Below are 20,385 nucleotides of genomic sequence, written 5' to 3'. Positions count from 1 at the left end.
CCTGCCGGTTTTCTGCCGCCACGATGGTAGATCCGGAACTCACCCAGGGCGTGGACTGGCACGGCCCACATCATCCGTGGCCAACCTGAGAGGAACCTTGGTCCGACGGCAGCCACATTCAAGCCTGTGCGAGGCGGCGCTTCTGCTCCTCGACGTCGAACTGGGCCGGTGGCCAGTCGAGTTTCAGCCGGTCCAGCGCGTCGATGAGCAATTCGGTGACCGCGAGGCGGGAGAACCATTTGCGGTCGGCCGGGATCACATGCCAGGGGGCGTAGTCGGTCGAGGTGCGGTCCAGCATTACCTGGTAGGCCTCTTGATAGGCGGGCCAGTAACCGCGTTCGTCGATATCGGCGGGGTTGAACTTCCAGTACTTGTCCGGTCGATCCAGGCGTTCGCCCAGCCGCTTCTTCTGCTCGTCGAGGGAGACGAACATGGCGACCTTCACCATCGTGGTGCCCTCGGCGAGCAGTTCCCGCTCGAAGGCGTTGATCTCGTCGTAGCGCGGCTCCCAGACCTCCGGCGGCACCAGGTTGTGCACCCGCACGACCAGCACGTCCTCATAGTGCGAGCGGTCGAAGACGCCGAGCTGTCCGCCACGCGGCAGTGCCTTGCGGATGCGCCACAGATAGTGGTGGCGCTTCTCCTCCTCGGTCGGCACTCCGAACGAGGCGTGATCGACGCCCTGGGGATCCACCGAACCGATGACGTGCCGGACGATGCCGCCCTTGCCTGCGGTATCCATGCCCTGCAGCACCAGCAGCACGCTGCGGGTATCGCCGGAACGGCCGCTGGCGTAGAGCTTCTCCTGCAGATCCGACAGCACCGCGGTGCGTTCGGTCAGCAGTTCCTGGCCTTGCGATTTGTCGCCCTTGAATCCGGGTGTGCCGGAAGTGTCGAGGTCGGCGATGCGCAAGCCATCGGCCCGCAGGGCTTCGATCGGCGGCAGAGACCATTTCTTCGCCATCCGAATATCCTAATTGCGAGACGGGCCGCGAACGGTCGCTCGTAAGACTTGCTCCGTGGTGGTCGCCTCGAGCGGGCAGTTCGGCACCGGATGAATACTCGCCCAGCGGCTGGGGCTCGATGCGCTCCGACGACTCGGACGCGAGACGGACCGCGAACGTCGCTCGTAAGACTTGCTCCGTGGTGGTTGCGGATGCTGCGACGTGCCGACTATCGACTGCGGGGCGATCACGCGACTGCGGGGCGATCGGGTCAGCGGATCTGAGCGAGCCGAAGCAATTGGTCCGCGAAATCCTCGTCGGTGACCGGGGCCAGGGTCAGGTCGTGCGAGGTGGTGAGCAGATAGCGTCCGTCGCCGGTGAAGTCGAGCCAGCTGCGGTGGTGAGTGGGCGGCGACATCGGGTTCTCGGGTTCCACGGTCACGGTGATGAATCCGCGACCGTCCACCGGTTTTCGGAGGGTCTGGCGGAACCGGGCGGCGCGGCGATGGCCGTTGGTGGCGGCGGCCTCGTCGGAGTTCAGCACCGCGTCCTGCGGCTCCCGCATCGGTGCGAGCTTGCCGGGCTGGGCCGGGCCGATGATCTCGACCAGCTGTCTACCGAGGTTGCGGGCGTGGCACATGCGCACCGTCACCTTGTCGGTGTCAGCGATCAGGATGCCCGCGTGGTTGTGCACCACCGCGGCGAATACGAGGATTCGCTTGGCGCCCGACTCACCGGAGATGGTGATGGTGGTCGCGTCGGTGCGCGCGCACAGCATCAGCGCGGCGGCTAAGTCCGCGTCGGCCTGGCGGGCGAAGCGCTGGTGCAATCGCAGTGCGGCGTACTCGGATTCGGTGCGGACCGTGGCGGCGGGCGCCAGATTGACCGGATAGGGACGGCGGTCGAGGCTCGTCTCGTTTTCCCAGACATGCGTGAATTCGTCCGGGGTGAATACCCATTTCACCGTGCGCTGCCCCCACCGCCAGGGTTCGGCCGGGCGATCCGCGGACCGTCGGGTGGTGGGTTGAACCGGGGGACACGATCGCCGGAGGCGGGCATGGTCGGGGTGTAGACATAGGTCATCGTGTCCTGGACATCGGCCTGCGCCGTAGCAGCGGCCATGTCGTGGTCCATCCTGCGTTGTCCGCCGTGAATGGCTTCGGCGGCCGGATCTTCCAGAGCACGATACTGCGACGGCGGCGGAATTGCCGCTCGGATGGCCTGTGCCGCATCGGAATTGAGCTCCATCAGGCGTTGGACCGCGCGGCAGACGTCGTGGGCCTCGGTGCCGTTGCGGACGAATTCACGGGTGGCGCGCAGCGCGGCGTCGGCGGAACGCCCGGACCAGCGCGCGAATTCGCGGTTGGTGGCGTCGGAGAATGCCTGGAACGCCTCGGCCACCGCGGTGGCATTGGCGCGCCAGGCATCGGCGACCCGGCCGAGGGCGGCGGGATCGATGACCTCGTGCACCAGATCCCAGATCTCCTGGTGGGTATAGGCGCCGAACCGTTCGCGCTCGGGTGCGTACGCGGGATCGGTTCCGCCGCTTGCCGATCCGGCGGAGTCGGCGAGGGCGCGTTGCTGGGCCCGGATGGCGTCGGCGGCGGCCCTGGTCGCGGAATCTGCCATGGCTCAGTGGCTTCCGTCGCTGACCTGTTCGCCCGGCTCCAGATAGTCGGTGATCAGTTGCAGGGCGGCCCGATTCGCGGCCTCGGCATCCTCGAATCGCTTGCCAGCGGCCAGGTAGGCGGCCTTGTACAGCAGGGCGGTTTCCAGGAAGGCGGTGATGGTATCGAGGAATTGGGTGCCTTTGTCGCCGAAGCCCTTTGCCAGACCGCGGCCGGTGGGGAGGTCGGGAAAGCCGTGTACGTCGGTGACGAAATGTCCGGTCGCCGTGGCCTTTTGCAGATCCTCGACGAGCTTGTCGCATGCGGCGGCGAGGTTTTCGGCGACGTCCTCGGCCAGTTCGAAGGGTTCACCGCCGCTCGTCCCGGTGGCGGCGGCGTACAGCTGTCTGGCCATCCGCTGCCCGGTATCGGGTACCGCCATCTGGGTCGCCCCCTTCCGCTCGGTCCACCCACCGCACTGGTCGGCACTTTACCGTCCAGTAGGGACCTGTGGGACGGCTTGGGCCAGCACCGGCCGTCGCGCCATTGTGATGTGGCGCACGACCAGTTGGTTACACTTGCCACTGGTCCAGGGAGGTTTCCGAAGCGGAAGGCGTCCGGTGCCCGAAATCGACGAAGTACTCCCGAAGTATCTGCGGATCTCGGGGTACATCCGAAACCAGATCGAGCGCGGTGAGCTCGGTCCCGGCGCGGAGGTGCCGTCCGAGCGGGAGTTGGCGGCGACTTGGAAGGTGGCGCGGCCGACGGCGTCGAAGGCGCTGAATGCGTTGCGGCAGGACGGGTTTGTCGAATCGCGGCGCGGATCCGGGACGTATGTTGTCGACCGGAGTGCGCTGCCATCGGTGCGGGAAGGATCCGCTCGGGCCCGGGAGTCCGGTTTCGCGCATGCGGAGAACGAGTCGGTGACGGTGGTGCAGGCCGCGGTGGTCGATGGGCCCGGGGAGGTCACCGAGGCGTTGTCGTTGGCGCCGGGCAGTGCGGTGATCGTGCGGAAGCGGTTGGTGGCCAACGAGTCCGGTGTCTGTGAGGTGGCGACCTCGTGGTTCCCCGCCGTGTTCGCGGGGTCCGCAGAGCGGTTGCTCGTCGCCGAGCGGTTGTCCGGCGGGACGATTCGGTATCTGGAGTCGGTGACCTCGCGCCGGGTGGCATATGCCCGCGATCGAGTGTGCGCCCGCCTCGCCACCGCCGACGAACGCCGCAATCTCGGATTGCCGCGCACCGCCGCGGTGTTGGTCTACCGGCTGACACTGCACGAGGCCGACGGCACCCCGATCCAGTTGGACGAGGTGGTCTACCCACCTGACCGCTGGGCCTTCCACCAGGAATATTCCACCAGGTCATAGCCCCTTTTTTTCATTGACACCCGCTCGTCCTGCGTGGCATAGTCCACTTGCCGAAGTGGCATAGGCCAGAGGGTGGGAGGCGCGATGTTCGACCAATTGACCATCGGTAGTTGGGTAATCGTCGGGGAGCACTGCTCCGTCCGTCGCGCCCCCATCCATCGAGACGACTACCTGACCTTCGTATTCGAAAGCAGCGGTAGGGAATTCGAGTTCGCACTACCTCCGGCGATACTGCACCGGATGGTTGCGCTGGGGGCGGATGAGCCGAATGAGGCCTAGATCGGTCGTCCGTGGGTGAGCCCTGCCTGTTCGTGTCCGGCAATGGCTCGGGCCACCGCATCGGGGTGCGTCAGCTGTGGGTGGTGGCCGGCTCCGTCGATGGTGCTGAATTCGATTCGGGGCGCGAGAGATTCGAGCAGGGCGTGGGCCTCGTCGGTGAGCGGGTCCGCGCTTCCGGTGATCACATGGACCGGTCCGGGGTAGTCGGCGAGCTCGGCACGCAGTTCGCTGCGCCAGCGCGTATTCGTCGTCGCGGCCAACAGTGTGGCGACGTTGGCCGCGACCTTCGCGCGGTGCAGATCCTGCACGCTCGATTGCAGCACCGAGGCGTATTCGGTCGAGCCGGTGAGTTCGCCGGACAATGTGCCGGGACTCAGTCGCCGTAGATACCACCGGGTCAGGGGTGTGAGTCGCGCAGAAACCCCGGCGCCGGGCTGGAGAAAGAACGGGGCGATCAGCGTGATCGATCCGATCTTGTCCGGATGCGCGGCGGCGGCCTCGACCACCGCGGCGGCGCCGATGGAGTGTCCGACCAAGTGCGCGCCGGGTGTTCGTTCGACCAGCGCCGCGAGCCAGGCCTGCCAGTCGTGGCGACCGCCTGCGGACATCCCGAGCCCGGGCAGGTCCACAACCTGGGCGCCGCCCATGGCCGCCGCGACCGGAGCCCAGGTTTCGGCATTGACCGGCAGGCCGGGCAGTATCACGGTGGGCGCATCGGGTTCGCCGATCCTGAACGTTCGAACTTTGGCGTATTCGTCGAAGCCGCGTGCCGCGCCGTCGGCGGGCGCGGCCCCGAACCGGTGCGCGGCCAGATGGTCGGCCCACCGCAGGATGGTTCGGTTGGTATCGGGAAGGTCCAGACCGTGCCGGCGGGCCAGTTCGTGCGCCGAATCCGTGGGATACCGGTCCGTGGACAGGAAGGTCAGGGTCTCGGGGTCGGCCTTGGTCAACCGCCGCGGCAGCCGCTTCACCAGCGCGACCGGGATGCGCGTGCGCGGCACCCGCACGCCGTAATGCTGGCCGACCAGCGAGAGCAGATCCGGCAGTGCGGGCGTAGCGTCGTCGAGCACCCAGTACGCCGCACCGGCGGTGGTCGGATCCGTGGGCAGCAGGGCCATGATGCGGGTCAGATAGTCGACCGGGATTACCGGGACGAAGGTGCGGGAGTCTCCCGGCAGCGCCGCCGCGCTGCCCTGCCAGATGTCCTTCAAGCTCGCCGCGAGCCCGAGCTGCTGATCGGATTCTCCGGACGTACTCGGCCCGATGACGGTGGGCGGGTTGACAATCGACCACGGCACGCCGAGCTCGTCGGCGGTGGCTTGGAACACCGCATCGGCCTCCACCTTCGACGCCTCATAAGCGCCCAGACGGCGATGGGTTCGGGCCAATCGCTGCCCGCTCCACGGAACCGTATTCGGATCCTGGCCCCCGACGCGGTAGCCGGAGACGTGGACGAGCCGTGACAGATGTGGCAGCTGTGCGGCGAAGGACACCACCGAGCGGACGCTGTCGACGTTGGCGTGCCGCGCCTCGTCCCTTGCCATACCGAATCGATACGCGCCCGCGCAGTTGTAGACCTCGGTGACATCCATCCACGCCGTCTCCTCGCCCTGGACCGGCTGATCTGCATCGAAGTCGACCCGCAGCTCGCCGGGAGCTGTCCCGCACCCGTGATCGGCCAACCAGCTCGCCAGCCGCACGAAAGACTCCCTGCTGCGGGTGGCGGCCGTGACACGGACCCCGGCCTGGTCCAGGGTGAGAATCAGGTTGCGGCCGAGGAAGCCGGTGGCCCCGAATACGAGCGCATGGCGAGTGGTCGCGGTCATCACGCCACCGTCCCGGCTGTCGAGGCGGGCTGGTCGAGCAGGACGGCCAGCACCTGTGCCGTGCTGTGCAACGGCTCCACGTCGCGTTTGGCACGTGCCACGATCACCGCACCCTCGACCGCGCTGACCGCCGCCGTCGCCAGCGTGCGCGCCGCCGCTTCCGGATGTCCGGCGGCGATGAGGTATTCGCGCACCGGTGCGATCCACGATTCGAATGCCGCCGCGCACGCGGTGCGCAGCCGCTCGCTGTGTGCGCCCATCTCCAGGGTGACCACGGATACCGGGCAGCCGAGCTGAAAGTCGCTGTCTGCGACCAGCCCGGCCAGCACCTCCACAACCTGCCGGATCACCTGCCCCGGCGAGGCTGCCCGCGGAGTCGTATCGGCCAGCAAGGCGCGGAACCGCTCGGCTGCCAGCTCGATCGCCTTCGCACCGAGCTGCTCCTTTCCCTCGGGGAAGTGAAAGTACAACGACCCCTTCGGTGCGCCAGCGTGCTCCACGACCGTATTCAGCCCCGTACCGCTGTAGCCGCTCGCCTGGATCAACTCCAGCATCGACTCCACCAGCTGACCACTCGTCTGAGCTCCCTTGGATGTAACCACCATGGCAGCCAGAATAGACCGGTCTATAGATTTTGGGAATACGGCGTTTCGCGGTGTGCGGCGGCGGGCGGATCACGCCGGGCGAGTCGCGCTCAGGTACTGGAGTGAGCGGTGGACCTGCTGGTTGATGTCGGTGAGGCCGTATTCGGCGAAGAGGTTGGGGAAGGTATCGGTGTCGAAGACGCGCAGCCCCGCCCAGCTGCCGACGATTTGGCTGGCGCGGCCCAAGGGTGGCTCCCAGCGGTGGCTGGTGGTGATGGCGATGCGGCCGCCGGGGGCGAGGACGCGGATCATCTCCCGAGTGGCCGTGATCGGATCGGGGATCAGGTAGAGCGCGCCGAAGCAGCAGACGGCGTCGAAAGTGCCGTCGGCGAAGGGGAGCATGCGGGCGTCACCGCGGAGATAACCGACGCGCGGGCCCGCGTTATCGGTGACGGCTCGGGCGAGCATCGGTTCGGAGTAGTCGAGACCGATGGCGTAGCCGTCTCCGGAGAGGGCGTTGCTGAGGTATCGGGTGAAATTGCCTGGACCGCAGGCGATATCGAGCACCTTCTTGGAACCGTGCAGGCGCAGGGTGCTGACGGCATCGCGGCGGTCGGCGGCGGTGGTCCGGCCACTGGCCAGATAGAACAGCGCTGGCCGCCAGGCCTTTTCGTAGATGGCGGCGAGGGCGGGCGCGTTCATGGTGCGTCGTGCGAGGTTCATGATGCCGCCGACTTACGCGCGCTCGACCTCGATGGTCATGCCTGCTGCCCGCAACCGCTCGGTGAGCGCGTCGCCCATTGCCGCGGCGGGGGTCAGAATGCCAGCCAATTCCGGCTGCTTCGCACCATCGAATGCCAAGCACAGTCCGGCTTGGCCGAGCATTACGGCGGTTGCCTGGTATCCGGGATCGCCGGTGCCCGAGAACGTGGCGACGTACTTCGCGCCCGAGGAGGTCCGCGCGTAGGTCTTCATCGTGAACCACCCACTGGTGCGGGCCTTTTCGCTCGGCCCGGTGCCGGGCTTCGGCACGATTCGGTCGAGCAGCTTGCGGCCTACCGCGACTCGCGACAGCACGGCGCCGGCCGCCATCGTCGCCACGATGCCGCCCGCCATGCCGGCGGCGACCAGCGGCGCCGCGGGCGAGTTGCCCGCGCTCATCACCTCGCGGTAGCGGAAGTTCTTGCCGTAGACCCAGCCGAGCAGGCCGTTGGTGCGGCGCACGATCTTGGTGTTGTGTGCCGCCATGACGAAGGTGCCGACCCAGCCGTCCAGGCCGGGGTCGATGCTGCTGGCGCGCTGCAGCGCCTGATCGGTCTGGCGGCCCACCTTGGGTTCCATCGACTTGTCCGGACTCAGCGAGTACGGGTGGCTCATCACCGACCCCTTGGACGGATCGGCCGCGATGGCCTCCATCATGGCCCGGCCCGAGTCGATGGTGCCGCCGCTCACCCCGCCCTTCAGCGATGCGATGAGCGTGGTCTCCTCGAGCTCACCGGTATTGTCCGCGACCGAGCGCTTGTACAGCTGGTACACGCTCAGGTCCGACGGAATCGAGTCGTAGCCACAGGAATTCACGATCTTCGCACCGGTTTCGACGGCCTGCTCGTGGTACTGATCGATCGCGTCCCGGATGAACAGCGGTTCACCGGTCAGGTCGGCATAGTGGGTCCCGGCCTTGGCGCACGCGGCCACCAGCGGCAAGCCGTAGCGCAGGTACGGGCCGACGGTGGTGACGACGACTGTGGTTCGTGCTGCCAGTGCGTCGAGCGCGGCCTGGTCGGCCGAATCCGCAACGACCAGACCCCAATTCGCGGCCGCAGCGCCGAGTTCGTCACGGACCCTTGTCAATTTGTCGAGTGAGCGCCCCGCCAACGCGATGCGCGCCTCGGCGGGCGCTGCGTCGAGCAGATACTGCGCGGTGAGTTTTCCGACGAAACCCGTTGCGCCGAACAGCACTAGGTCGAATTCTCGGTTGTCTGCCATGATCTTCCGTTCGATAGCTGCCGTCGTGGACTTATTTCGCGCCGGAACCGCGCGTGGCGGGCTTCTTCGCCCGCGCCTGTGGCTTCTTGGTCGGCGTCGGCCGATGCTCGGTCACCCATTCGTGGTGTGCCTTACCCAGTTCGGTGACCGGCGGTTCGTCGTAGAGCCATTCGCGGGAGATCTTGTGCCAGTTCGCGGTGCATTCGAGCTGGCCGAGCATGCCGAAGGTGAGGAAGTCGGCGCGCCGCGAGAACAGGTGCTCCGGCGGTAGATTCTGCTGTTTCATCCCGGCGAACTCGCTGGCCCGCGGATCGACCGCGAGCAGAAACGCACCGCTGGCCAACTCCGGGGTAATGGTCAGCTCCTCGTCGACCAGGCACCATTCCGAGGCCGACAGCACATATTCCAGGCACTCCTCGGCCCCGATCTCCTCGGGCGAGTCGATCACGCCGCGCTCGATCATCAACTGCCGCAGGTCTTCGGCCCGATCCTCGGCCGCCGCGCGCAGGCAGATCGTCTCGAACCGCACGTGCTCGGGATCCATCCGATTGAACAGCCCGAAGTCGAGGAAGCCGACCCGGCCGTCGTTGGCCAGCAACACATTTCCCGGATGCGGGTCGCCGCAGAACTCGTTGAAGCTGAACAGCGAGCCGACATAGAACCGGTAGATGATCTCGCCGATCCGATTGCGCTCGGCCGCGGGCAGTTGGCGGATCTCCTCGAAGCCCTTGCCCGCCACATATTCACTGACCAGCACCCGCGTCGTGCTGAGTTCGGGCAGCGAGCGCGGCACCATGATGAACGGATGCCCGGCGTAGAGGTCGGCGATCTGCAATTGGGTGTCGGCCTCGGCGTGGTAGTCGAGTTCGCTCTCCATATTGAGTCGCAACTCGTCGAGCACGGCGGGCGTCACCCACGGCATCGCCGATTGCAGAACGCGCCGGAACATCGCCAGATTCTTCAGATCCGCGCGCACCGCCGCATCGATGCCCGGATACTGCACCTTCACCGCGACCTGGCGTCCGTCGCGCAGCCGCCCCAGATACACCTGCCCGATCGAGGCCGCGGCGATGGGCTCCGGCTCGAATTCGGCGAAGACCGCGTCCAGCGGCTGCCCGAAGTCCTCCTCGATCACCTGCCGCATCGCTTCGAACGACACCGTCGGCGCCGCATTGCGCAGCACGGCGAGTCGTTTCTGGAAGCGTTCGCGATGACTCTCCGGCACCAGGTCCAGATCGAGTACCGACATCATCTGGCCCAGTTTCATGGCCACGCCCTTCATGGTCCCCAGGACCATGACCACCTGTTCGGTGGTGCGGATCATCGATTCCTCGGCCATCTTCGCGCGCACGGCCGCGGACCTGCCTCGCATCGACAGTCGGGTGCGCTGGGTTCGGATGACCGAACTGGCTGCCACCGCACCCAGCTTGGTGCCACGAGCAAGCCGAGAAGTCGGCACTTGCTTCGCCATCGAGGTACCTCCATTGGTGCCGACGCGAGGGCGGTGATGTTGGACACCCATGCACCGCTCGGCTTCAGAGTAGCCAACGCCGCGCCAATGTCGAGATCGCCGTCACTATTTCAGCTAGCGCCCCAGCTAGCGGCCTGTTAGCGGCTTTAAGTCGGGCGATTGATCAGTTCGGCGACCGCGAGCTAGCGCTCAGGCGCCGGTCTGCGGTGGCTTCGGCAGGATGTGTGGCTGTGCGTTGAAGATCTCGCGGGAACCACCGGCGCGCGCCATCCCCTCGATGGCGCTCCAGGCCATCATGGTCAGGTAGTCGATGACTTCCTCGCGGGACATCGCCTTATCCGTGGTCCACCAGTGCGTAGCCAACTGGATGCCGCCGACGAGCACATAGGACCACAGCAGCGCTCCCTCGGTCTCGAATCCGTGCTCGGCGCTGCGATCGATGATGACCGTGGTGACGACCTCGGCGAACAGCTTCTCGAATTCGGCGAGCGAGGACTGATCGGTCGAACCGTTGCCCATGATGAACCGGTAGACCTCGGGGTCCTCGTCGACCGTGCCGATATAGGCGGCCAGCGCCGAACGCACCAGGTGGTACTCGTCCGCGTCGAGGCTGATCGCCTCGTACACCCGCGGCATCAGGGTGGTCTCGATGAACCGCTGCATGGTCGCGTGGACCAGGTCGTTCTTATCGGAGAAGTAGCGGTAGAGCACGGTTTTGGAGACGCCGATCTCCGCGGCGATCTCGTCCATGCCCGCGTTGCTGCCGCGCGTGCGGATAGCCGCGAGGGTGCCGTCGACCAGCTCTTCGCGGCGGTCGATCTTGTGCTGCCGCCAGCGGCGCTTACGGCCGTCCGTCCGGCCGGTGCGCACCGCTGCCGGTCGTTCGGCGAGCTCGCCGACATCGACAAGGTCTTCGGTGGACAGCGTGACTCCCTCGGTTGTGCGGCTGCTTGGAACACCAGCTTAGGTCCAGGCAACGATCAACATGCGCGTTTGGGTACTGGTTGCGACAGGTTGCACACAATCCGGCCGTTCGGCGACGGTTGCGTGTCGCTTGCGATCGCCCAGAAGGCCTGCGGCCGACACACAGCAGAATGGGTGTCATGGAGAGAGCTCCCGGCCAGTCCAACACCGCGGTTCTGGAGGCACCCGCCCCGCCGACCAGTTTCGCGGCCTTCGTCGACGAGGAGGGCAAGCGCCGCGATCTGTTCAAGATGAAGGCGCTGGCCACCGGGTTGTTGGCGTTCGCGACGGCGATCTATCTGTTCTGCCGCTGGCTGGAATCGCGCGGGGCGGGCGGCGATTGGGTCGGCTACCTGCGCGCCGCGTCCGAGGCCGGCATGGTCGGCGCACTCGCCGACTGGTTCGCCGTGACCGCGCTGTTCCGGCATCCGCTCGGCCTGCCGATCCCGCACACCGCGATCATCAGGAAGAAGAAGGACCAGCTCGGCGCCAGCCTCGGCTCCTTCGTCGGCTCGAACTTCCTGGCCCCGGACGTGGTCTCGGTGAAGGTGAATTCGGCGCAGGTCTCCTGGCGGCTCGGGCGGTGGATGGCCGATCCGGGTCATGCGGGCCGGGTGGCGCAGGAGAGTTCGACCATTCTGCGCGCGGTGGTCGGGGTGCTGCGGGACGAGGACGTCGAGCAGGTCATCGACAACACCATCGTCAAACGGATCGCCGAACCGCTGTGGGGTCCGCCGATCGGCCGAGTGCTCGCCGAACTGCTGGCCGACAATCGGCAGCTGCCGCTGCTCGACATGCTTGCCGAGCGGGCGCACCAGTGGGCGCTGAGCTCGCAGGAGACGATCGATCGGATCGTTTTGCGGGACGCGCCGCAGTGGGCTCCGAAATTCGTAAACATTCTGCTTTCAGAAAGGATCTATCGCGAGCTGGTCGAGTTCACCTGGAAGGTGCGGTCGAATCCGGAACACGAGGTCCGCCTGGCGGCGAATCGGTTCCTCGAGGAATTCGCCTACGACCTCCAGCACGACGACGCGATGATCAAAAAGGCCGAGCGGATCAAGGCGCAGATCATGGGTCGCGAGGAGATCACCGGAATGGCCGAGGCGACCTGGCGCGCGGCCAAGCGGCTGATCCTGGAATCGGCCGACGATCCGGACTCCACGCTGCGCCGCAAGGTTGCCGAGAACGTGCAGCAGCTCGGTGAGCGATTGCGCGACGACAGCGAGATGCGCGGCAAAGTCGATGGGTGGATCGACCGCGGGGCGCGGTATCTGGTGGAAAACTATGCCGCGGAGATCACCACTCTGGTCACCGATACGGTTGCCAGGTGGGATGCCGAGGAAGCAAGCAAGAAGATCGAATTGCAGGTAGGGCGTGATCTGCAGTTTATTCGCATCAATGGCACGGTCGTGGGATCGCTGGCAGGGCTGGTGATCTACACGATTTCGCATTTGATGTTCGGCGGCTGACCGTAGTGCGCTGAATGTTTGCTGAAAGAGTGCTAACAGGGGTGCTTGCAACAGTTAGCACCCTGCTTTAGAATTGGATTCGTACAACCGCCAGAAGGTGAGTGATGGCCGACCAGCCCGAAGGTTCCGCCGAGTACACCGATGAACAGCCGGAGAAATCCGGCGGCGTCGGCGAAAAAGCGGCGCGTGTCGCCAATGCGGCACACGACATCGGAGGTTTCATCAGGGCACAGCGAGAAGCCGCGCAAGTCTCGTTGCGCCAGCTCGCCACCCTGGCGGGAGTGAGCAATCCATACCTCAGTCAGATCGAGCGCGGATTGCGCAATCCGTCCGCCGAAGTACTCGCGCAGATCGCCAAGGCACTGCGGGTCTCTTCGGAGGTGTTGTACGTACGGGCTGGCTATCTCGAGCAACGGCCGCACAGTCCGGTCCGGGATGCCCTGCTTGCCGATACGTCGATCAGCGAACGGCAGAAGCAGGTGCTGCTGGACATCTACGAATCGTTTCGCCGGGAAAACGGAGGAAGCGAGCCAGGGGGGGATGAATGGGACAGCGACGTTCCGAGCACAACACCTACTCCGCCACGCCAGGAGAACGAAGAATGACCGAAAACCAAAACATCAAGCCACTGTTCGCGACCGTCGGCGCCGGTGACGCCGTGTATGCCGCGGTTCTCGACGCCGTCACCCAGGTGCGCGAGCGCGCCGCCTCCGCCGATGTCTCCGGTCGCGTCGAAGAGGCCCGTGAGCGCTTCGCCAACGTGCCGGCCGATGTGCGCGCCCAGTTCGAGACGCTGCGCGAGCGGCTGTCCGGGCTGCCGTCCGAGCTGCCGGAGGACCTCGCCGAACTGCGCGAGAAGTTCACCCCCGAGGAGCTGAAGGCGCTCGCCGAGAAGTACTACAACCAGGTCATCGACCTGTACTCGGATCTGGCCGTGCGCGGCGAGGAGACCGTCGAGCGGCTGCGCGCCAACCACCTGGTCGAGGATCAGATCGAGCGGGTCGAGACCCTGTACAAGGACGCGGCCAGCCGCGCCGAGGACGCGCTCGCCAAGGTCAACGAGCTGATCGGCCGTCCGGTCAAGGAAGAGGAAGAGGGCGAGTCGGTCGTCGAGGCCGAGGTAGTCGGTGTGACCACCGAGACCGCGCCCGCCTCGGAAAGTGTCGCCAAGAAGGCCCCGGCCAAGAAGGCGCCCGCCAAGAAGGCGCCGGCCAAGAAGGCCGCGCCGAAGAAGGCCTGACGCCCTTCATATCTCGACGCGACGACCCCGCACACCCGGCGTGTGCGGGGTCGTTGCTTCTATGATGGCCTTGTGGACACAGCGCACGGATTGGCCAGCTGGATCTTGGACGGGCTGCGGCTCTTGGCGCTCGGCGCGACGATTTTCGCGCTCATCCACGCCATCCGCCAACGCCCCGACGCGTTCACGGCCGTGGACAAACTGACCAAGCCGATCTGGATCGCAATCCTCGGCGCGGCCCTGCTGTTCCTATTGCTCTCGCTCAGCGTCACCAGCCTGCTCGCACTCGTCTCCATCATCGCGACCGGCGTGTACCTGGCCGATGTGCGCCCGAAGGTGGACGAGATCCAGCGCGGGCCGCGCTGGTAGTCAGCGCCGCCCCCGAATGGGCCGTGCACCCGAGAAGTTCCGTCGAACGTAGTCAAACGGCGGTTGCGGGTCGGCGGCCCAACCACCCTTCAACTCCCCTCGAACCGCTCGAGAACGCAACCACAGCCAGTCGACCGAGCTGGAAGCCGCCCGCCTGCCCACCCGACTGCGGAAGGTAAGCCGGGTACGGCACCCCACGTGCCCAGCACTGCACCGGCAAAACCACGGAACGCCAAACGATCTGGGTCCAGCGCCCTCTGAAAGTCGGTGCAGAACAACAGGACCCACCGCAGCCCACCCAACCCGAACGTGACCACGAACCGTCCCCCTCAGTTGGACATGTGATCACGTGGAATCTGTGGCGGCATCGCCCGAGAACCCCCCGCCACCAGTGCCACCTGATCTTGATCGCTGCGTCAGTTGGAGGGATGCCATGCGTAGGGCGGTTCCGAGGGTCGGGCGACGCTGTCGGAGGTCGGAGTCGGCGCTCGGGGAGTTCGGGGTAGCGGTGGCTGCTCATTTCTTCGGCAGCGCGACGGGTGGCCGCTCGCTGATGTGCGGCCGAGCCAGGTAAGGCTTGGCGCGGTCGGCGGTGGCGGCTGTGTCGTCGACGCTCGGGGCGGTCGGGGTGGCTGCTCGTTTCTCGGCAGTGCGACGGGGGCCACTCGGCTGGTGTGCGGGCGGGCTGGTGAGGCTTGGCGTGGTCGGTGGTGGTGGCTCTGGCGTCGGCGGTCGGTCGAATTGTGGTGATGCTCACGAGGCGTTGGAGCGCGGAGGCGGTGCTCGAGGGCCGGTCGGGGCGGGGTTTGTTGATCGTTTTTGGGGTGGGCCGCAGGGGTGGGCGGCGGAACTTCGGATAACTTTTTGGGTGCTTGCACTAGCTAGCACGCGGAATCCAAGTTACTGTATCGAGCAGTAACACAAAGGAGTGTCCGATGCGTGCAAAGCTGCCTGCGGTTAAGGACTTCCCTGGTCAGGTCCGGGGGCTGGTCCATACACACCGCGCCAACCTGCGGTCGCGTACCTATGCGACCGCTGCGCTGAACCCGCCGACCGAGCCGTATGAGGTCGTCCCCGTGGTCACCCGCGATGGTGTGCGGCTGCGCGTCCACGCCTACGGACCGGCGGATGCTCCGGCGATCGTGCTGGTGCACGGCTGGACCTGCGCCATCGAATACTGGAACGCGCAGATCAACGCGTTCGCCGGGGAGTACCGCGTCATCGCCTATGACGTGCGCGGCCACGGTGAGAGTGAGCTGGGCTCGAGCCCGTTGACCACCGATCTGCTCGCCGACGACCTGGCCGCCGTGCTCGATGCCACGCTGCGCCCCGGCGAGCGGGCCGTGCTGGTCGGCCACAGCCTCGGCGGCATGACGCTGCAGGCATGGGCCGGGCGCTACCCCGACCGGGTCGCGAAAAAGGCGCACGCGGTGCTGCTGACCAACACCGCACCGGGGCAGCTGGTCGCCGAGACCACCGTCATACCGTTCTTCAACACGCCACTCCCGCTGCTGAAGCTGCGAATCTCGTTGCCGTACTTCATCGGCCGCCTCGGCCTCGGCACCCCGATCGTCTTCCCGCCGATCGCCCCGGTGAAATGGGTCTTCACCCGGCAGATCATGAGTCTGCGCTCGACCGGTGATGTGGTCGACTACAGCCTCGCCGTCGTCCGCTCCTGCCCCGCCCGGGTACGTGCGAAGTTCGGATTCCTACTCGCCGAACTGGATCTCGGCGAATCGGCGCGCAATCTCGTTGTGCCGACGACGATCCTGGCGGGCGAGTTCGACGATATGACCCCGCCGGTGCATTCGGAGCGGATCGCCGAGATGCTCAGGGAGACCGGAAGTCTGGTCAAGTACGAGGTACTGCCGCAGGGACACCTGGGCAACACCGAGATGTTCGAGCGGTTCAACGACGAGCTAGCTCTCGTCCTAGAGTCCGTATACCTACCCGCCGAAGCGGTCGGCTGAGCCCGTACCTTTCCGGCTCTTGTCGAGGGGAGCCAAACGGTCGTTGCGGTCGGCGGGTGCAGCCGCCCTTTGGCTCCCCTCGATTGCTGGAGTCAGGAAAAGACGACGGTGCGGCGGCCGTGGACCAGGACTCGGCCTTCCAGGTGCCAGCGCAGGCCGCGGGCCAGCACTACGCGTTCGATATCGCGGCCTTGGCGGACCATATCGCGGACCTCGTCGGCGTGGTCGATGCGGATGACGTCCTGTTCGATGATCGGGCCCGCGTCGAGTTCGGCCGTGACGTAGTGGCAGGTCGCGCCGATCAGCTTGACGCCACGGGCGAAGGCCTGGTGATAGGGGCGGGCACCGACGAAGGAGGGCAGGAAGCTGTGGTGGATATTGATCGCCTTGCCGGCCCAGTGTTCGCACAGTTCGGCCGGTAGCACCTGCATGAACCGGGCCAGGACGACGGCGTGCGGGTCATGGGCGTCGACCAGGGTGCGGACCTCCTCGAAGGCGGGGCCGCGTTCGGCCGGATCCTTCGGGAAGGGCACGTGGTGGAATTCGACGCCATGCGCCTCGGTCATTCCGGCGAGATCCGGGTGATTGCCGATCACCGCTTCGATGGTGGCGGGCAGTTCGCCGCTGGCCGCGCGGCCGAGCAGATCGTGCAGGCAGTGGCCGTCCTTGCTGACGAGCAGGACGGCGCGGCGGCGCTCGCCGGAGTCGAGCAGCTGCCATTCCGTCTCGGGACCGAAGTCGGACGCCACACCCGCGAATCGGTCGCGCAGTTCCGCGATGCCGAACGGCACCGTCGACGCCTTGATCGCCTGACGGGTGAAGAACCAGCCGATATCGGGGTCGGAGTGGTACCCGGCCTCCACGATGGACCCGCCGAACTCGGCGATGAAGGAGGTGATCCTGGCGATGATGCCGGGACGGTCCGGGCAGCCCAGGGTCAGCACGAAGCGGCGGTCGTCCGGGGCGGGTAGAGCGGAACTCATTGGCTCATCCTCCCAGGCCGTCGCGGACGCGTGTGCAACAGGTTTGCTCGCGCGGTGCTCGCCCACGCCCGATAATGAATTCGAGTGGACCCTCGCAGTGGGCTCGATGGTGAGGATGCGGCCGTGACGCGTGTGAAGTTCGTACGACAGCTCGATGGGCTGACCTACGAATTCGTGCGCGACGGCTGGGCATACGGCTACCCGTCCTACAAACGGGTCGACCAAGATCTCTGGTGCCGCCGCCTACCGCACTTCGGATGGTCGGTCTGCACCGATTCCGGCGAGGTCGTGAGCCGCCCCTTCGACGACCCCGGCCAGGGCGATCTGCCACCCGAAGGCGCCTGGGTGAGCCGCAAACACGAACGCTCCTATGTCTACGACATGGTCCACCACGACACCCCGGGCGAATGACCCTTCGCTAGAGACCGTAAAACGGTTCGGCGTAATGGAATTCGCCGGTGATCTGGGAGTCGTAGGCCGAGAGCGGGCGCACTTGGAAGTGTGCGATCCAGGCGGGTTCGTCGGGGGTGATGCCGAGGCGCGCGGCGGGGAAGAAACCGAATTGGGGGTAGTAGTCGACGCTGCCGAGTAGGCCGATGAGGGGTTCGTCGAGGGCGTCGGCGGCACCGAGAGCCGCGTGCATCATGGCCGCGCCGACACCGTTGCCCTGATGTTCGACCAGGACGCCGATCGGGCCGAGCGCGAGCACCGGGAACGGGCCGACGCCCGCGCGGGTGAGGCAGACGTGGCCGATGACAGTGTCGTGTTCCACCGCGACCATCGAGAGGGTGGGGATCCAGCCGGAATCGCTGCGCAGCCGAGTGACCAGGTCGACCTCGGGTGGATCGGCGGCGGCCTCGTCGGACGGTTCGCCGGTGAGTTCGGCCATCTCCCGCCGCTCGGTGTCCCCGTCCGCGTACTGCGGTCCGAAGGCGCTGCGGTGGACGGCTGCGATGGCGGCGGCGTCGTCGGCGCGTTCGCGACGGATCAGCACGGTGTCGTCTCCTCCTGAACGAAATTGGGCCATCCGCACCTGCGCAACTCCTCGGCCGGGCAGTCGCACCGCGCTGGCCTTAGCCACCGACAGTATCGAGTGTGCGCGATGCATCGGAGGCACGCAATGGAATTCGCCACCGGTATGCCAGACTCTCACCCTGTGGCAAACTCCGCGTCGCTGACCAGGTCCGAAGTGGCCGCCGTAATCGACCACACGCTACTGGCGCCGGAGGCGACGGACGCCGATGTCGACGCGTTGGTCGCGGAGGCGCGCGAACTCGGTGTCTACGCGATTTGCGTATCGCCGTCCATGTTGCCGGTGCGCGCGCCGGGGTTGGTGGTCGCGACCGTCGCCGGATTCCCATCGGGGAAACATCATTCGCTGGTGAAGGGTGCCGAGGCGCGTCTCGCGGTCGAGCAGGGTGCGGCCGAGGTCGACATGGTGATCGACGTCGGTGCCGCGCTCGCAGGCGATTACACGGCGGTGCTCTCCGATATCGTGACGGTGCGTGAGGCCGTAGGTGATCGTGCGGTGCTCAAGGTGATCATCGAATCGGCGGCGCTGCCCGATGCCGCGATCGTCGAGGTCTGCCGGGTCGCCGAGCGTGCCGGTGCGGATTTTGTGAAGACCTCCACGGGATTTCACCCGGCCGGTGGTGCCAGCGTGCACGCGGTTCGATTGATGGCCGAGACGGTCGGCGGGCGTCTCGGGGTGAAGGCCAGTGGCGGAATCCGCACCTCCGAAGCCGCCGCCGAACTGATCGCCGCGGGTGCGACGCGCCTCGGGCTCTCCAAATCCCGCGCGGTGCTGGCGGGATTCCCCGGCTGATCGCCCATCCACGAATGTGATTGTGCGTCAGGCGATCACCGTTTCGCCTCAGCAGCTGGCGTTGTTATTGCCCTGGGCGGCGGGGAGTTCGGTGCGACCGCCCGCCAACTGCACCGCGATGCCGTTATCGGTGACCTTGACCTCGGTGGGCTTCAGGCCGAGCGGGTAGCTCTGCAGACTCTGGGTGAAGACATCGACGATGCCCGACACCAGATCGGTCGGCAGCCCAACGCCGAGCAGTGCCGCCGACATCGTCTCGACCTCCACGACGCCGTTCTTGATCTGCGGCTTCACCTGCAGCTGCGCGATCCCGCCGAGCACGTCCAGGGTCAGCATCCCGCTCGATGCGGAGGACTTCACGTCGCTGACCAGACCGCCGAGCGTCTCCCGGATGCCGTCGTTGCCCCAGGTGACATCGGCGGAGGAGCTACCGATCGTGCCGGCGGTGCGGCCGTTATCGCTGACCTCGACATTGTTGAACCTGGCATGTACCACCATGCCGACGGCCGGGCCGAATTTGGAATCGGCGCTGTCCACCTTCACCTGGCCGACCTTTCCGTCGATCCAGGTGATCAGCATGGGTTTGGGTCCGAAGCTCACATCGATCTTGGACCCCATATCCTTCTCGAATTGCGAACTGATGCACTGTGAAACCTGGTGCCGCGCATATGCCTCCCCGCCGACCAGCACGGTAGCGAGCAGAATCGCGACCACGACGAGGGCGATCACCAGGGCGCGCCGGTTGACCGTCAGGGTGGATGGGCTCTTCGTACTCATGGGCTCGATTCTTCCGGACGTTTCTGAGCTCGCTCTGTGGGTGCTGTGAGGGGTTCGTTTGTGACATGTGACACAGAATTCGAGCGTAGCCTGGTCGGCATGGCTGGCGATGCGGCGGGCCGCGCACTCGATTCCGCCGAGCATGGGTGGCGTGTGCTGCGGCGTTTGGCGGGGCGCCATGCCGGGTTCTTCACTACCAGACAGGTGCTGCGCACCGGATGTGAGGCGCGGGTGCGCGCCGGGCTCGGCGACGGGTCGGTCACGCGGGCCGGGGTGGGGCTTATGCGTTTGGCCGAATGGCCTGCGGGCCCGCTCGACGAATACGCCATGTGGGCGGCCTGGTTCGACGGGGCCGCCGCGGTATCGCATCAGAGTGCGGCGGAATTGCATGGGCTCGGGCGACTACGGCCGCGATTTCTACATCTGTCGGTCGGCGCGGGCCGACCGCCGGTCACGCCGCGACTGGTGGTGCTGCGGCGCGCGCTGATCCCGGCCGATCTCGAATCAGCGGGTCCGTTTCTGGTGACGACGCCCGTGCGCACGGTGCTCGATCTGGCCGAGGCCGATATCGGCCAATCCGCGCTCGACGAGGTGGTCGGCGACGCGGTCGCCATCCATCGCTGCGCTACCGACGAAATCCGTTCCGCGAGTGCGCGTCTGCCACCGCGGGCGGCGGCGCGAGTGCACCGGGCCCTCACCGGTGCGTGAACGACGCGGTGAGATCCGCG

General features: G+C 66.5%; 23 protein-coding genes. 10 read left to right on the top strand and 13 right to left on the bottom strand.

Translation table 11 applies throughout. From position 1 onward, the window contains the following. Nucleotides 1-118: 118 nt before the first annotated feature. The 4 genes from ACHQ4I_RS35120 to ACHQ4I_RS35105 form a co-directional block, all read right to left on the bottom strand. Nucleotides 119-964 (bottom strand): polyphosphate kinase 2 family protein, encoded by an 846-nt coding sequence (locus tag ACHQ4I_RS35120; protein WP_420776202.1) that lies wholly within the window; start codon nucleotides 962-964, stop codon nucleotides 119-121. A 251-nt stretch (nucleotides 965-1,215) separates the two neighbouring features. Further along, on the bottom strand, nucleotides 1,216-1,908 hold the full coding sequence (locus ACHQ4I_RS35115) for an ESX secretion-associated protein EspG (RefSeq protein ID WP_420776201.1): 693 nt from the start codon (nucleotides 1,906-1,908) through the stop codon (nucleotides 1,216-1,218). Then, nucleotides 1,905-2,573: a hypothetical protein gene (locus ACHQ4I_RS35110; RefSeq protein ID WP_420776200.1), complete on the bottom strand. Its 669-nt coding sequence runs from the start codon at nucleotides 2,571-2,573 to the stop codon at nucleotides 1,905-1,907. Before ACHQ4I_RS35110 ends, ACHQ4I_RS35115 begins: the two co-directional genes overlap by 4 nt. Before the next feature lie 3 nt (nucleotides 2,574-2,576). Continuing rightward, on the bottom strand, nucleotides 2,577-2,993 hold the full coding sequence (locus ACHQ4I_RS35105; protein ID WP_420776199.1) for a hypothetical protein: 417 nt from the start codon (nucleotides 2,991-2,993) through the stop codon (nucleotides 2,577-2,579). 178 nt (nucleotides 2,994-3,171) lie between these two features. On the opposite strand from ACHQ4I_RS35105, the gene ACHQ4I_RS35100 reads away from it, so the two are divergent. Next, nucleotides 3,172-3,915, top strand: a complete 744-nt coding sequence (locus ACHQ4I_RS35100) for a GntR family transcriptional regulator (RefSeq protein WP_420776198.1) — start codon at nucleotides 3,172-3,174, stop codon at nucleotides 3,913-3,915. A gap of 84 nt (nucleotides 3,916-3,999) precedes the next feature. Beyond that, complete coding sequence (locus ACHQ4I_RS35095) at nucleotides 4,000-4,194, top strand: hypothetical protein (RefSeq protein ID WP_420776197.1); 195 nt, start codon at nucleotides 4,000-4,002, stop codon at nucleotides 4,192-4,194. On the opposite strand, the gene ACHQ4I_RS35090 is transcribed toward ACHQ4I_RS35095, so the two are convergent. The 6 genes from ACHQ4I_RS35090 to ACHQ4I_RS35065 all read right to left on the bottom strand — a co-directional run bounded on the left by ACHQ4I_RS35090 (nucleotide 4,191) and on the right by ACHQ4I_RS35065 (nucleotide 10,931). Then, the gene (locus ACHQ4I_RS35090) at nucleotides 4,191-6,020 is read right to left on the bottom strand and encodes an alpha/beta fold hydrolase (RefSeq protein ID WP_420776196.1); all 1,830 of its coding nucleotides are present in this window, start codon (nucleotides 6,018-6,020) and stop codon (nucleotides 4,191-4,193) included. The genes ACHQ4I_RS35095 and ACHQ4I_RS35090 overlap by 4 nt on opposite strands. Beyond that, complete coding sequence (locus ACHQ4I_RS35085; protein ID WP_420776195.1) at nucleotides 6,020-6,625, bottom strand: TetR/AcrR family transcriptional regulator; 606 nt, start codon at nucleotides 6,623-6,625, stop codon at nucleotides 6,020-6,022. The genes ACHQ4I_RS35090 and ACHQ4I_RS35085 overlap by 1 nt, the downstream gene beginning before the upstream one ends. Before the next feature lie 69 nt (nucleotides 6,626-6,694). Then, the gene (locus ACHQ4I_RS35080) at nucleotides 6,695-7,327 is read right to left on the bottom strand and encodes a class I SAM-dependent methyltransferase (protein ID WP_420776194.1); all 633 of its coding nucleotides are present in this window, start codon (nucleotides 7,325-7,327) and stop codon (nucleotides 6,695-6,697) included. Between the two features lie 12 nt (nucleotides 7,328-7,339). Beyond that, nucleotides 7,340-8,593 carry a saccharopine dehydrogenase family protein gene (locus tag ACHQ4I_RS35075; RefSeq protein ID WP_420776613.1) on the bottom strand — a complete coding sequence of 418 codons (1,254 nt, stop codon included), beginning with the start codon at nucleotides 8,591-8,593 and terminating at the stop codon, nucleotides 7,340-7,342. A gap of 28 nt (nucleotides 8,594-8,621) precedes the next feature. Next, on the bottom strand, nucleotides 8,622-10,061 hold the full coding sequence (locus ACHQ4I_RS35070) for an AarF/UbiB family protein (RefSeq protein WP_420776193.1): 1,440 nt from the start codon (nucleotides 10,059-10,061) through the stop codon (nucleotides 8,622-8,624). Between the two features lie 189 nt (nucleotides 10,062-10,250). After that, a complete protein-coding gene (locus ACHQ4I_RS35065; protein WP_420776192.1) occupies nucleotides 10,251-10,931 on the bottom strand; it encodes a TetR/AcrR family transcriptional regulator in 681 nt (226 codons plus the stop codon). A 233-nt stretch (nucleotides 10,932-11,164) separates the two neighbouring features. Here ACHQ4I_RS35065 and ACHQ4I_RS35060 point away from each other — a divergent pair, with 233 nt between their 5' ends. The 5 genes from ACHQ4I_RS35060 (at nucleotide 11,165) to ACHQ4I_RS35040 (ending at nucleotide 16,072) form a co-directional block, all read left to right on the top strand. Next, nucleotides 11,165-12,493 (top strand): DUF445 domain-containing protein, encoded by a 1,329-nt coding sequence (locus ACHQ4I_RS35060; RefSeq protein WP_420776191.1) that lies wholly within the window; start codon nucleotides 11,165-11,167, stop codon nucleotides 12,491-12,493. 104 nt (nucleotides 12,494-12,597) lie between these two features. Continuing rightward, nucleotides 12,598-13,098, top strand: a complete 501-nt coding sequence (locus ACHQ4I_RS35055; RefSeq protein WP_420776190.1) for a helix-turn-helix domain-containing protein — start codon at nucleotides 12,598-12,600, stop codon at nucleotides 13,096-13,098. Next, complete coding sequence (locus tag ACHQ4I_RS35050; RefSeq protein ID WP_420776189.1) at nucleotides 13,095-13,733, top strand: heparin-binding hemagglutinin; 639 nt, start codon at nucleotides 13,095-13,097, stop codon at nucleotides 13,731-13,733. The genes ACHQ4I_RS35055 and ACHQ4I_RS35050 overlap by 4 nt, the downstream gene beginning before the upstream one ends. Before the next feature lie 72 nt (nucleotides 13,734-13,805). After that, nucleotides 13,806-14,102, top strand: a complete 297-nt coding sequence (locus ACHQ4I_RS35045) for a DUF2516 family protein (RefSeq protein WP_354956879.1) — start codon at nucleotides 13,806-13,808, stop codon at nucleotides 14,100-14,102. A gap of 935 nt (nucleotides 14,103-15,037) precedes the next feature. Beyond that, entirely contained in the window at nucleotides 15,038-16,072 is a 1,035-nt protein-coding gene (locus ACHQ4I_RS35040; RefSeq protein WP_420776188.1) for an alpha/beta fold hydrolase, read from the top strand. A 92-nt stretch (nucleotides 16,073-16,164) separates the two neighbouring features. On the opposite strand, the gene purU is transcribed toward ACHQ4I_RS35040, so the two are convergent. Continuing rightward, entirely contained in the window at nucleotides 16,165-17,055 is an 891-nt protein-coding gene (purU, locus tag ACHQ4I_RS35035; RefSeq protein ID WP_420776187.1) for a formyltetrahydrofolate deformylase, read from the bottom strand. A 123-nt stretch (nucleotides 17,056-17,178) separates the two neighbouring features. On the opposite strand from purU, the gene ACHQ4I_RS35030 reads away from it, so the two are divergent. Beyond that, nucleotides 17,179-17,466 (top strand): hypothetical protein, encoded by a 288-nt coding sequence (locus tag ACHQ4I_RS35030; protein WP_420776186.1) that lies wholly within the window; start codon nucleotides 17,179-17,181, stop codon nucleotides 17,464-17,466. A 7-nt stretch (nucleotides 17,467-17,473) separates the two neighbouring features. On the opposite strand, the gene ACHQ4I_RS35025 is transcribed toward ACHQ4I_RS35030, so the two are convergent. Next, nucleotides 17,474-18,049 (bottom strand): GNAT family N-acetyltransferase, encoded by a 576-nt coding sequence (locus ACHQ4I_RS35025; RefSeq protein WP_420776185.1) that lies wholly within the window; start codon nucleotides 18,047-18,049, stop codon nucleotides 17,474-17,476. 144 nt (nucleotides 18,050-18,193) lie between these two features. On the opposite strand from ACHQ4I_RS35025, the gene deoC reads away from it, so the two are divergent. Beyond that, on the top strand, nucleotides 18,194-18,880 hold the full coding sequence (gene deoC / locus ACHQ4I_RS35020; protein WP_420776612.1) for a deoxyribose-phosphate aldolase: 687 nt from the start codon (nucleotides 18,194-18,196) through the stop codon (nucleotides 18,878-18,880). A 48-nt stretch (nucleotides 18,881-18,928) separates the two neighbouring features. Here the strand turns inward: deoC and ACHQ4I_RS35015 are convergent, their stop codons facing one another. Next, entirely contained in the window at nucleotides 18,929-19,657 is a 729-nt protein-coding gene (locus tag ACHQ4I_RS35015; RefSeq protein WP_420776184.1) for an LmeA family phospholipid-binding protein, read from the bottom strand. A 99-nt stretch (nucleotides 19,658-19,756) separates the two neighbouring features. On the opposite strand from ACHQ4I_RS35015, the gene ACHQ4I_RS35010 reads away from it, so the two are divergent. Beyond that, nucleotides 19,757-20,365: a hypothetical protein gene (locus ACHQ4I_RS35010; protein ID WP_420776183.1), complete on the top strand. Its 609-nt coding sequence runs from the start codon at nucleotides 19,757-19,759 to the stop codon at nucleotides 20,363-20,365. Nucleotides 20,366-20,385: the final 20 nt, after the last annotated feature.

Origin of the sequence: Nocardia nepalensis (genome assembly GCF_048910785.1) — a bacterium.
Taxonomy (GTDB): domain Bacteria; phylum Actinomycetota; class Actinomycetes; order Mycobacteriales; family Mycobacteriaceae; genus Nocardia; species Nocardia nepalensis.
Note: the sequence above shows the minus strand (reverse complement) of the source record. Positions and strands in the feature narration are given on the sequence as shown.